Here is a 12,862-nt window from a genome sequence, read left to right as displayed (position 1 = left end):
GTCGGCAGTCATTATTTGAGGTGCGCTACTGATCCGGGTCCATCGCACTGTCTCCGAAGTAGCTGTTGTCAGTGACCACTGGTTTCGGAACGATCCCTCCGTCGAACTGTGAAATATGACCGAGATACACGGGGAGGAGACCGTTCGCAGCGGCCTCACTCTCAGTACGGTTCAGTCGACGAGTTACAAGTCGGCGTTCAGCATTCGACGCCGTTCGTTCCCACTCGTCGAAAGCGTCGCGGATCCGTCCCCGTTCGCTTGAGGGGACTGTATCGCGATCGACATTCCCCCAGATGTGACCGTGTTCGTTGATATAGATCCGCCCGCCCTCTGGACGGAGAGATTTGTACGCCGCAACAAGTTCCGGATGATCAAAGGCCGATTCAAAGCGGTAGTCCTGCCAGCTCCATCGGAGCACATCATCTGTACAAACCGCCCAAGTCTCGCCGTGATTGAACGGGAGGCCCGTCCAGATTTCCACGGCGTTTGTGTCGCTGGGCGGCGTAGGGTCGTTGGAGATCTCCTCGAAATCAAAGTCGCCATCGAGCTTGCCGACATAAACGGGGATATGACCACGGTTAGCACGAGCCTGCGAAGTCCGTTGGTACTGGTCAGCTGGGACTTTTGTCAGTACTTCCCCGGTAGCGGTCAGCCGAAAGCTCCCACGCCCGTTGGTTTTCCCGAGTTCGGTGAGGGCAGTTTTGAGTCCGCCTGGCCGTTCGGTCATCGCCTGGATGTCGCCCATGTGGCTCCACTGGGCCACATCACCGAACTTCCGGGACGAAACGATACTGTATTTCGAACCGCGATATGCAGAGGGCCACGGATGTCCCGGTTCAACCGTCAGCTGTCGCCGGTTGACGGTCGGGACCTGGGTCGGCTCCTGCCTGAGCGACCCGTTTCCCTCAGCGCTCATCGTGACCCCTCCCCCCGATCGTCGCGGCGGTGATCGTCTTCCGAGAGATCGCTCTCTTCGTAGGACCCCATCGCGGCGACCCAGGCCTCTAACGAGGCTTCCTCTTGCTCAGAGAGCGGATCGGTCAGCCGGGTCGGCTCTTCGACTTCGATCGGCCGCTCGTCAGCGGAGAGATGGCCAACGTAGACGGGGACCATATCGACGTTGCCGCGGTCGCGCCGAAGCTGGAGGAACCGTTTCACCGGGCGAGACAGCTCCCGGAATTGCGCTCGGATATCGGGAGGCGTTTTCTCGTTGGGGATCTGCGTGACGACGTCACCACAGGGCGTGATCACGAACCGACCGCCGTTCATTCGAAGCCGTTTCAGCTCGTCGGTGATCTCTCGGGGCAACGTATCGGCAAATGAGTGCCGAAGCTTCGTTTCGCCGTCCTGCCACCAGAACCGCTCGCCACTGAACGAGTACGTCGCTCCATCATAGACGCTCTTCCAGAGATCACCGGGATCGAGTCCGTTCGGACTGATCGGGACGGCGTGCCTCGGCTCATCACGGGGGACGAGCCGGCCGTCGAGGTCCATTTGACCGACGTACACGGTCTTGTATGCGTCTGAACTGCCGTCTCCGGTCTCGATTCGCGTGATAACGGCTCCGCCTTCGGTAACACGGAGAGCGCCACCGCTCCGTTTCAGCTCAAGCAACTCAGTGACGAGGCCGGATGGTACCGGCTCCAGGTCGAAACGGTCGGTTCCGTTATACGCCTGCCACCAGATGTCGCCGTCCTGGTTTATGCTCAGCCCGTAGCCACGATAGTGGAACGGCCACTCATCACCAGGACTCAGCGCGTCGATCGTCGATTCGGGGGTGGATGTTTCGTTATCGGCCATTGGTGTTAGTCTAATGAGGTTGTGTGGATTCTGTGTCGTTGGATCGGAACGTCTCGCCAGCAGCTGTTAGTTCATAAGCAATACCCCGCTGACCGACCTGGCTCCGGTCGACCAGCCCCAGCTCGTACATTCGACTCGTGAGGCCGGAGCGAATCGTCTCAGCCTGCGAGTTCGACCACTCCGGATTCAGATAAGCTACCCGCTCGGTCAGCGACGTTGGCCGGTTATCTCCCTCTTCGATTGCTTGAGCGACCTTTTGCATCGCCGTGTATTCTTCTTCTCGCACGTCCCGTACATGCGAGATGTAGAACTGTCGCTCCTCCTGTGAGAGGGACGTGTCGGCGTCGACGCCGTCGTCGAGAAGTGGGTTCGAGAGGCTTGCAAATTCCTGGCCAGCGTCCGTGAGCCCGATCTGCTGGGGGCTTTCTCGAACGATGTCGACGAAGGACAGGTGCGGTAGTGCCCCAGTTAATTCATCGTCGTGCTCGACGCGTCCGATGAAATGCGTTTCGAATCGATCCATCGATTTGTCGGGATCATCGCCCGTGGGCAACGCGGCAGCAAGCTTCTCACCTCGTTTGCGCCCTGCTCGCTCATCGTGAGTTGCGATTTCAGTCCCGATCTTCCGAGCCGTCCTCGCGGCGCGTCGCTGAAACGGCTGGAGATCAAGCCACGGACCGTCGGGGAGCCCCTCCTCGGACGAGTCCAGAAAAGCATTCGCTAATCCCCGAACGACCAGCTTGACGGGGAAAATACGATTGTACTGTCCCCAGAGAGGACCTTTGTCCAACCGCGACTCGTCGGGCGGTGCAACCGTCGGAATGTCGTCGTACTGGCGTCGAGCCAGCGACAGCGTTGTTTCGTTCGTCCGATCAGCCGGCGCAGCATCGTCAGACTGGCGCTCTTGCGCCTGTTTGTGAGCCGAATCGTCGGGCTGGCTCTCCCCAGGCGATGCTTCTATTTCGGACTCTGGCTCTACAGAATTGAGAGCTTCTTCAAGCGATTTGACCTCCTGGGAAGTCTCCTCCTCTTCGAGCTGGATTTGATTCTCGATCGCCGTCCGAACGAACTCCTGCGGGTCATCGTAGTTGCCCGCAGCGACAGCGCGTTTCATCCGCCCGACGAGTGAATCGGGCACGTCTATTACGATATTCACCCTTTGTATCCCCTCGTACCCCTTACCATACTCTATGAGTATTTATATTTTTTGTGGGTCTGTATGGGTCTGTATGAGTACGTAAGAGATCCTTTGATACTACCATTCCGGTGTTCCAGATGCTTTGCTACCTCTACCATTTCCGAGGCTTCTCCTGGAAATCCACCCGTTTCTTACCAAACATTAGCGGCGAGTACTGAACAGTAGTTTGGTAAGACATACCCAACACCAGATCGTTGAGGCCAAGCAATTAGAATGTGAATTGAAACTCCCCGCTGTCCATTATCGAATCGATAGCGTCTTCTCGAAGGTTGTTTCCAGCCCCTGTGATGCGTCGAGCACCCGGCGGGAACTCCCAGCCATTGCGCTTGTAGACGGCTAAGTAGTCAATCTCATCAGAACTGAAGGTTTTCGAGTTCGCATATTGAGTACCAGGACGCCGGAGTTGAACCGTCGTTTGCCGAGTTCGTTGCCGGACGTAGTGGAGAAGTCGCTCCGGGGACTCAAGGACCTCGACAAGTACCTGCAGGTCATAGATATCGCAGACGTACGGAACAGGCGTAATATCGAGTATTTTCGCGAAGTCTCGAGTCGCGATTGACCCATACGATTCTCCAAGTACAAGCCACCGATGTGCATCCTCAAGAGTGGAGGGTTCCAAGCAGATCGTCGTCCCATCCGACGTTTCGATCTCAGTAATCTGGCCGGATTGAACGCCCGTCACCAGCCGATCAGCCTGGTGGTACGCGTCTCCGATCCCTCGTTCGATGTCTTCCTTGATCGCGTCGATGCCCCCGAAGTTTCCTTTCCGAGTCTCAGCGCGGAGCTTCTTCCCCTTACATTCGATTATGATGGGTTCATCGTCGTGGAGGATCAGTATATCACCCTCTACTTCCTCACCGTCGTACTCATAGGTGTAGTTCTGGATGATATCGTCTTTCGAGAAGACCTTCGAGAGACAGTCCTCAGTCCACTCCTCGAGCCAATCACCGAACCGTAGTTGAAATCCGCCCTGGTACTCCGAATCGATCAAATCGTAGAAGAAGGTGTTGGCGAGAGCATAGAGAACGGTACGGGGAAGCGGAAGCAGGTATTCATCACCAGCTCGGACGAACGGCGCTCGCTCTAGTGGATTCACATCTACCGGCGTTCGAAATCCGGACACGGTGCCCGGTTCGACGGTTAGTCGTTCGAGGAAGTTCTGGAAACGTGGGCTGTCGTCGCACCAGTCCAAAAGAGTCTCGTCGGACACCCACACCGCCTCGTCCGTGAGATCAATCGCTTTTTCAGAGAAATCTAGCAATGAAGATGACCACCTCGCGACTTCCGTATCCTGTTCCTCTAATCTTGGTGTAATCCAATCCGTGAGTTCACGGGTATAGTAGACGGCATCCTCGATAGAAAAGCCGAGAAGTTCCTCCATCTCCTGCTCCCAGGGTTTGTATGCCCGGTACGCTTTTTCGAGCATCTGAAAGCCATCTGCGTGACGCAGGGTCGTGAGTTCACGCCACACCATCCCGAAGTACGGATCCGCCATCGGTGAGTCGAGTGGGAGGTGTGAGCTACCCTGCCGAACGTACCAGTTCTTGAGTTCGAGGAGATATGTCGCAATCTGCTCGAACGACTGTGGATCGGTCGTTTCAGTATCCGTCTCGAGGGTAATTCCGACGCCGAACTGAACGAGTCGTGGTGGGAGACCAGGATCTTGCTCCGGTGAGAGCTCTAGGCCAGTCGGGTTCGATGTTGCGCGACTTTGATCTCCGTGCCGCAATAGACTCATCCGAAGGAGATTGTGGACATAGAACTGGGTTAGTGTTCGGCGAGTCCCATTCGTACGAATCGTCTGAAGCAGAGAAGAGAGAATTTCATCGTGGTCGGAGTGGGCGAGGGAGTGATTTCCACGTTGGAGTTTCTCATCTCGACGATGGACTTCAGAGGGGTCGAGATGTTCAGGAGAATTCGCAAAGGGAGGATCCTCATTCACGCCCATTATCGACTGATTGAGATGGTAGTCCGATAAACCAACGCTTCCTGTTCTTACCAAACAATTTGAGCTATTTAGTTCCCAAGATTTGGTAAGATATCGAGAGACCCTTGTCAGCCAGAGGATTGAGCAACAGGATTATGGCTGCGAGAGATTCTCAAGCCGCTCGATGCCGTTGATTCCCCACTCAGATTTGTGCCCGTCATCCTTCTTTTCCACTCGGAGCGGAGTGACGAATGAATCCTCGGTAGCGGGTGTGATAACCTCGAAGAAGTAGGTGTCAGCTTTCTGGTCGCCAGCTGGTGGTTGAACATCAATTGCCTTGTTTTGCCGCCTAGTGACGACAGTCTCAAACGCTCTTACTGTGATCTTCCGTCAGATTAACCCGGAAATGGACGCCGTCTGGCGATATGGCATCGCTCAGACGGCTGGCGTGGATGTGTCGAAAGCTTGCCAAACAGCACGTTGACGACTCCGACGTACCCGCCGCGCCGGAAGGCGCGGACGGGTACGCCGAGTGGGTACAGATCGCGTTGATTCTGTACCGCGTTGAGCTCGAAAAGAGTCTCCGTGAGACTGAAGACTACCTCAACGAGATGCCCGGCATTCTCGCCGTGTTTGATCTCGACGAGGCACCGCACTACAGTTCATTTTGTCGGTGGGAAAACGAGTACCGAATGCGTGAACTCCGCCGCTTGCTCCGCCGAAGTGCGGAGCAGGCGGGGTGGAGCGGTGAAGCCGCAATTGACGCCAGTGGCTTCCAACGCGATCAGACCAGCTACCACTACCGCGACCGCGCGAACTACTCGTTCCAGTCGATGAAGACGACGATTTTGATCGACGTGAACTCACTAGCGATCAAAGACGTTCATTTCACGACACAGAAGGCGTGGGACGGCCATATCGGGATGCAGGTCTTCCGCCGGAACGCGGAAGACCTGCGGGTGTTGTCTGCTGACGCGAATTACTCGTGGAGCGACCTCCGTGAGGAGTGTCGCTCCGAATCAACGCGACCGTTGATCAAGCACAGAGAGCAGACACCGCTACAGAAGGCTCATAACTCCCGGATGAACGAGGATTACAACCAGCGGTGGATGAGTGAAACGGGCTTCTCGCAATTGAAGGAAGACGACGGCGAGAAGCTCCGCTCCCGGAGCTGGCACGGCCAGTTCCGGGAGCTGACACGGAAGTGCATCGTACATAACCTGACGCAGGCGGCGAGTTAGGCCTCGCCGCCTGCTCCCTTTCTCCGGACGTATCCGGGAGAGGCATCGCCGTCGTCAGTGACACAACGAAACAAGATACCATAGTTTTGACCCTTCGACAACCGCCGTCAGTAACAGCTACTGCATCTTCTGATCGTAAGAACGCGCCTCTGACAGCTTGAGACTACAAACAATCGACCCTACCCCGTCGCTGTCTTGCGTTCAACAAGGCAACATCAATTCGAGTCGTCGGGTTCTCTGTTTCGCTATCAGGGAGAGACAGCGAGAGCGAGACTTCAGTTTCAAACGGGGAGCTTGGTTGAAACTGGTGTGTACTGATGCTGCCGTCAAAATGGAATCGTACCTTGTCACCGGTTTCAATATCGTGAGCCACGGCAGCAGGGTCAGTGGAATTCGGCATATTTACTTGAATGATGATTTGCTATTCGTATTTAAATCCGCCCTCTGTAGGGGATGCCGAGGAAACGACATAGCCCAATTTAACCAGAGGGCCTGATCAACGGTGTGAGAGCGTGTAGTTTTACGTAATTTGGGTGACGGATACCAGTATGGTCCGGTTGCTGGACGCTCTCGATAGGGCACGTAGCGACCCTGAAAAAGAGAGTCACTACGCTCTACAACTGGACAGGCTCTTTGATGCTGTTAGAGAGTCAAGCCGTCTCAGCGAGAACACTCGGCTTCAGCTCGACGAAATGGAAGACGACAATCCTCTCCCGGAACTCGTAGATGATCTCTCTGAGTGGTATGATGACAATCAGTTCCAATCAGCGCTGGATGCTCTGGATCAGTTAGAAACCGCGATTGCCGATGCAGAACAGAAAGACTGGCTGAGTGTGGCTGCTCAGTATCAATATAGGCGGATTCAGTTACGTGCTGGTCTCCAGGGCCATAATGCCAAAGATGAGATCGAAGAAGTCCTCGATTTTCTCCTCGATCATCACGAAGCGATTTCATCGACATTCATCACGCCGATCATCGAGATCGTCATTGAGAACCTAGACGACCTTTCGGAGAGCATCAAGGACAGATGGGTCGTGCTACTGGAGAATATTGCGGACACGCATCGGGCTAACAACCGATTTAATCAAGAACGAGAAAGTCGCCGTCTCCTTCGACAGTTCAAACAGCAGGACGGTCGTGACACGGCCGACGTAGAACGTACTCTCATCGAGTCGTATCAGACTGAGGCCAGCCTGATGGCGTCTAAAAGCCAGCTTCAGAAGGCCGACATCCTACAAAGCGGGGTCGCAGAATGTGGCGAGTATATGGATGATGAGCAAAGGCGGGACTGGAAACAGGAAGCACTCCAGGCCCGTCGGTCAGGAATAGAGAGCGAACTGACCCAGATTCCTATCGAGAATCTTTCTGAAGAGGACGGTGACAGCCTTGAGGATGCACTGCTCCAAGAGATGGAGCAGAACACCGAGACACTCGTCGAGTGGTTCAAGCAGGTAAAGCAGGAAACTGGCTCCAGCGCCTATGCACTCTATTGTTTAGTCTTCTCGAGTAAACTCATCCCAGACGTGAACAAAATGCGGCTCACGTCGGAGGAGTTCGTGATTTCTCAATTGGTCCAGCGGCGGATTTACTCGCCAGAAGCACACTCGTTAGCCATCGATCCGACGGAAGTTGAGACGATTCCCAACGCCTACGCGCAACACGCTGGCAGCACTATGACCTCCCTTGGGAACGCACTGTACCAGTTGATCAACGAAGGCCATCTTACGCCCGCTGATGTCTTTCAGCTCTTTTGGATTGGAGACTCGCTCTCACCCGACACTGGGGCCTTCCTCACTGACGGCATCCTCGATTTGTATGATGGCAACCATCTTCAAGCTCTCTTTGTGTTGATGCCACACCTCGAGGCTGCCATCGTCGATACACTCCAATCGATTGGCCGCCCCGCATACAGCATCGTCGACCGTGGTACACGCCAACAGCTTCTCGGCGGGCTTTTTCGGAACGGTACGGAGATTTTCGGACAGCACTACGCCGTCTATTTGCGGTGGCGATACACGAGTCGTCAGGGGATGAACCTCCGGAATCGGCTCACTCACGGCCAATTACGTTACAGCAACGCGAATTATCTAAACGCGGTTCTGCTGCTGTTCGATATCTTGAAGTGTATGATCACGATCAACAGTTCCGCATATTTCACTTACTTCGGTGTTCCTAGTCAGGCATTGACACCCGCGACGAACTACGGTCGCGATCTCGATCTTTCCCTTTACACAGATCTCAACAAACAGCTTATCGGATATGGACAATCAGACGACGGTCACACCATCCTTGTACTGCGTCAGGATTCCTACGACGACCAGATAGAACTCTTCGTCGACAGAGGATCGATCAACCACTACGACATCGACACGACCGATCTGACACGGGATGAGCTTATAGACCGAATCGACGACTTGCGAGCGGACCATCCGTCGATCCCGGAGAATGTCGACTATACCTGGTTAGATACCGATGATCTTGTCCTTCACACCATCCAGAAAATCATCGACGAGGCACTCGATTCGCCGGCTGATTCAATCACTCAAGAGGCAGTATTAGACACCGCAACCACACGAGGGATCGACGAAAGCACTGGACGGTTTGCCCTTTCAATGTTAGACGACCGTGGAGAGATTATCACAGCAGACGTCCGTGGGGACGAGCACATTCTCCGAACCGACGAAAAACTGCAGGTGTTTGAGACTGCCCGGAGTGTCGACGGGGTAGGTACGTACCGTGCGTGGAATATCGCGGACCATTTCGAGAGCTACACAGCCTTTGAGGATGCGGATTCGGCGACGTTCGAACAGGTTGATGGAATTGGTCCCGGACTAGCCGTAGAGCTCTCATCACTACAGTAACATCACAAGGCAGCACACCATTTCCGAGTCCTCAATACACGCTGGTATCCACACCTCCACTGTTTCCGAATATTTCAGCGACAGGATTCGGCTCGGTTTTCCTCTGGAGATCGTAAACGGACTCAATAGTCGGGGATGTCCAACTGGAGTTGGTTGTTATCACCGGCCGTCGACTTGATGATGCTTTTCGAGTTCTTCGAAGAGAGTCGTCGACAGGAGCGCCTCAAGTACGGCTTTCAGCGGAACGTCGAGCTCGTACTCGTGATACCGACCAGCCAAGAGCCCTTCGTTCCGTTCATAGATGCTGATGAGCCGAGCATACTCATATCCGAGAGGTGGTCGCGAACACGGCGTTTGCTCACGCTGTCGGCGTCAAGCTGGTCGCAGATTTTCACGTATCGTTCGTAGAGATCGAGAGAGCGAACCGGGACGTCGTCCAGCGCCTGGTGGTACGCTAGCGCAGAGAGGACGGTGTGTCACTGTGTTGTGAGTTTCTGCATCCCCTCGTAGAGGTGGTTCTTTTCGAGTTCGTCCTGGGCGTACCGGACGTGCTCCTCGGTCACGGTGTCAGAACCGGCGGCTTGCGCGAGCTCGCCGGCCTCACGGAGCGGTCGGATCGCCTGTCGGGCCGATCCCGTGTCCTGGGCGGCAAACACCGCACAGAGCGGGACGACGTCATCCGCTAAGACATCGTAGTGGAACGCTTTCATAGCACGTGGATTGAGAATCGAACGTGGTTGATTCGGGTCGGATGTGGGGAAGAGAATCTTCTTATCGGCGAGCGTGTCTTTGACCTTCGGCGAGAGTTATCCCGGAACTGGAAGTCGTTGCTGATGCCAACGATCACCGGACGAACGTCGTCGACATAGCCGTTCGACCGTGCTCGTGGGAGCCCGTAGAAGATGTCGTCGGAGTGGCCGATGTTGTCGATTTTGTCCAAGACGATCACGTAGATGCCACCGAGCGCGTCGAGTTTCTCGTAGAGGATGTCGAAAACCCGTTGCTGAGAGTAGTCGGAGGTACTGATGCGGTCTTTGTCATGACTTTCACGAAATTCTTTGACGAGGGCGATGGCGTCCAGAGGGTCGCCGTCGAGCGCCTGAGTGGCGAACTCAAAGAGTGTTGCAGGTTCGACGACGAGCAGAAACAACAACGTTGAGCGTTCCAGGAGCGTGTTAGTGTCGTTACATCCCTCCGAGTAGTCGCTCCGTACAACATCCAGAACACGATTCACGATCAGGACTCCACCGTCGACATCCTGGTGAAGGATACGAGTGTCAAGGGATCGGAGGCGCGGACGTCCATCGCGAACGGTGTCCATTATTTGGGCCGCTTGGAGAAGGTCGACGCGATAATCGTCGGCTGCGGAGGCGGAAGCGATTCCAACCTTCAGGCGTTCAACACTGGGCGGGTCGCGGTAACTATCTTCACCGCGAAAACGACGGTCGTGACCACTATCGGCCACACTGACGACCGGTTGATTGCGGACCGGATTGCGGATATGGCCGCATTCATACCGATAGCCCCGGCAGGTACATCGTGAAGTTCCGGAATGACTTCCTCGTCAGCGAAACCGAACCATTGGAGCAGCAGTTTGAGGTCACGTACGAAACCTTCGAACAAGGCCTCCCGGGTTTTCCCCAATTCTGTGAGCCAGTAACGGATCTTAACTATCTGGTGGAGACTCCCGACAAAGTCTGCGTGCAATCGTTGACCGTTATCGGTCGGTTGATTAACTCCGACCGGCTACGAACCTTCGACGGCTCACACCAGTTCGATCTGAAACAGGCTGCAGACCAATACGGCCCTGCAATAGACGCATGAAAGAAGACGCAGTTCGTGAAGAGATCGAAGCCACAATCAATCGGGCTGGCTTCGACCCGTTGAATCCAGCTGCAATCCGCGTCGTCATCACTGATTCCTTTCGCCGCAAACTCGGCGCCTGTCGTCGAATACCCGCCGCTGACCACGAGGGAGAAGAAACAGCCGAGTACGAAATCCGGATCGCTCGCCGACTGTTCGAGGGCGACCACGGGAATCGGTGGCGCGATACCGTCCGCCACGAGGTTGCACACGCATACGTCTTCGAAACAATCGGGTCGGACGTCGATCCTCACGGGCCGGAGTGGAAGGATGCAGCACGCCGAGCGGGTGCGAATCCTGTCGCCCGGTGTGAGGACGAGGATCTCGTTGACGCGTCCTATGTCCTTGCGTGTCCGAATGGGTGTTTCGAGTGCCGGGCTCTGTAGTTTCGGTACACGGCGGTTGATTTCACGGATATCTCACGCTCCGGCGGAGGTTGTAGACGGTGGCTTTCAGCAGCATTTCACGGAACTCAAGCCACCAGCTTCGCGCACGCACGGCTGCCCCGAGCGTGCGCTTGATGCTTGAGAAGACGGTTTCGTTCATCGAGCGGCGATTGTACCGATCACGGTCTATGCGGGCGTTGTGAGCGTGATCGAGCGGGTTCATGATACGGTGTTTAATCAGCGGTCTCACACCGTTTTCGCGGAGTTCATCGCGGAAGGCTTTCGCGTCGTAGCCACGATCAGCCGCGAGGCTCCGCAGGTCGCCGGCGTTACGCCGAGCGACCTGCGGGCCGATCTTCGCATCGTGTTTCTTGCTCGTTGTAGAGTGGATGTCGGTGATGTACAGCGTTTCGACATCCACCAAGGCAGTGACTTTCAGCGCCCGGACGCGGTAGTGCGTGCGGTTGGCGTAGTGGCGACTGGGGTGGTCGCGGTCGAAGCCAGTCGAATCGATGGCGGCGTGGCCAGTGCGTTTCTCGGCTGACGCGCCGAGAAACGCACGCCACGTCTTCGTTGGAATCCGTGCAAACCACGTGCGGAGGACAGTGTAGTGAGGAAGCCGTGTAAGGCCGATCTCTTCGAGGACACCGGGCATCTCACTGAGCAAATCCACCGTGACGCGGTAGGATTTGCCCAGCTCGATGCGGAGTGCATGCAGCGTGAGCATCGCCCACTCGGCGAACCCGCCACCCCCTTCGGGGTCGGCGGGTTCGTCCGGGTTAGCGACAACTGATTTAGCCTTAGCCACCGTAACACGCGTGAGGAGACGGAATTCCGATACCACAACATTCCGTCTCTTCGCTTTCTACGGCAATAACGCAGTCGCGGTGTCTCCGTCTAGCGAAACTACAGAGCCGAGTGCCGGTACGTCCAGCGATCCAAACGGATCAAAAACCCCTGGCAGTACAGCTGTGACGAGTGTGGGACGCCCACGATCAGCTATGATGTCTCGGAGCGACCGGACGATCCCGACCCCGGTATGTGCTACGTCGAGAGTATTCCGTGGCAGACATCCGACGATCGGGACGATCCGGACGATACCAGAAGCACAGCGCGATACCTGCTGGCCTGTCCAAACGGGTGTACGGCCTGGTCCTACCAGCGGCGCACCAAGCGGATCAAGAACCCGTGGCTGTACTCCTGTCCGGATTGTGATGCGACGCTCCTGAGTTGTGATATTGACGACCGCCCACCCGATCTCGGACCCGGACGCTGTCACGTGGCGAGTATCCCTTGGCAGGACTCACAGGTCGTCCATGCCTGTCCCAACGGCTGTTTCAGCACGGGCTACGGAGAGCACATCGAGCAGACCAGACAGCCAGAGCGCTACCGTTGTGGCGAGTGTGGCGCGCGAACAATCGCCTATCCGGCCGGCGACCAATCCGAATCCCCCGATCCGGAAACCAACGGCCATGAGTAACTGGTCCGCCATGCTTTGGGATTCCGAAAGGGTCCACCCGTGTCTGGAGTCGATGCTCGCGGAGAAGCGCTCGGGGACATGGGCCAGGGTACATGTCGGGTGAATC

General features: G+C 55.9%; 9 protein-coding genes and 1 pseudogene. 4 read left to right on the top strand and 6 right to left on the bottom strand.

Features of this window, described 5'->3' with window-relative positions:
- Nucleotides 1-25: 25 nt before the first annotated feature.
- The 4 genes from AArcCO_RS00175 to AArcCO_RS00160 form a co-directional block, all read right to left on the bottom strand.
- Complete coding sequence (locus AArcCO_RS00175) at nucleotides 26-916, bottom strand: hypothetical protein (protein WP_259532884.1); 891 nt, start codon at nucleotides 914-916, stop codon at nucleotides 26-28.
- A complete protein-coding gene (locus tag AArcCO_RS00170; RefSeq protein ID WP_259532883.1) occupies nucleotides 913-1,800 on the bottom strand; it encodes a hypothetical protein in 888 nt (295 codons plus the stop codon). The genes AArcCO_RS00175 and AArcCO_RS00170 overlap by 4 nt, the downstream gene beginning before the upstream one ends.
- 10 nt (nucleotides 1,801-1,810) lie before the next feature.
- Nucleotides 1,811-2,938, bottom strand: a complete 1,128-nt coding sequence (locus tag AArcCO_RS00165; RefSeq protein WP_259532882.1) for a hypothetical protein — start codon at nucleotides 2,936-2,938, stop codon at nucleotides 1,811-1,813.
- A gap of 268 nt (nucleotides 2,939-3,206) precedes the next feature.
- On the bottom strand, nucleotides 3,207-4,727 hold the full coding sequence (locus AArcCO_RS00160) for a PDDEXK family nuclease (RefSeq protein WP_259532881.1): 1,521 nt from the start codon (nucleotides 4,725-4,727) through the stop codon (nucleotides 3,207-3,209).
- A 623-nt stretch (nucleotides 4,728-5,350) separates the two neighbouring features.
- Between AArcCO_RS00160 and AArcCO_RS00155 the strand changes: the two genes are divergently transcribed.
- Entirely contained in the window at nucleotides 5,351-6,166 is an 816-nt protein-coding gene (locus AArcCO_RS00155) for an IS5 family transposase (RefSeq protein ID WP_259532880.1), read from the top strand.
- 548 nt (nucleotides 6,167-6,714) lie between these two features.
- Nucleotides 6,715-9,027 (top strand): DUF4209 domain-containing protein, encoded by a 2,313-nt coding sequence (locus AArcCO_RS00150; protein WP_259532879.1) that lies wholly within the window; start codon nucleotides 6,715-6,717, stop codon nucleotides 9,025-9,027.
- Between the two features lie 122 nt (nucleotides 9,028-9,149).
- On the opposite strand, the pseudogene AArcCO_RS00145 reads toward AArcCO_RS00150, so the two are convergent.
- Nucleotides 9,150-10,102 (bottom strand): annotated as a pseudogene (locus tag AArcCO_RS00145) (cell division control protein Cdc6); the annotation flags it as partial.
- A 141-nt stretch (nucleotides 10,103-10,243) separates the two neighbouring features.
- Between AArcCO_RS00145 and AArcCO_RS00140 the strand changes: the two are divergent.
- Both AArcCO_RS00140 and AArcCO_RS00135 read left to right on the top strand, forming a co-directional pair.
- Nucleotides 10,244-10,570: an exodeoxyribonuclease VII large subunit gene (locus AArcCO_RS00140; RefSeq protein ID WP_303650954.1), complete on the top strand. Its 327-nt coding sequence runs from the start codon at nucleotides 10,244-10,246 to the stop codon at nucleotides 10,568-10,570.
- A gap of 277 nt (nucleotides 10,571-10,847) precedes the next feature.
- A complete protein-coding gene (locus AArcCO_RS00135) occupies nucleotides 10,848-11,276 on the top strand; it encodes a SprT-like domain-containing protein (protein WP_259532878.1) in 429 nt (142 codons plus the stop codon).
- 22 nt (nucleotides 11,277-11,298) lie between these two features.
- Here the strand turns inward: AArcCO_RS00135 and AArcCO_RS00130 are convergent, their stop codons facing one another.
- Nucleotides 11,299-12,120, bottom strand: a complete 822-nt coding sequence (locus AArcCO_RS00130; protein ID WP_259532877.1) for an IS5 family transposase — start codon at nucleotides 12,118-12,120, stop codon at nucleotides 11,299-11,301.
- Nucleotides 12,121-12,862: the final 742 nt, after the last annotated feature.

It is taken from the genome of Halalkaliarchaeum sp. AArc-CO, from assembly GCF_024972735.1.
GTDB lineage: Archaea > Halobacteriota > Halobacteria > Halobacteriales > Haloferacaceae > Halalkaliarchaeum.
This window is presented reverse-complemented; position numbering and strand designations above follow the sequence as displayed.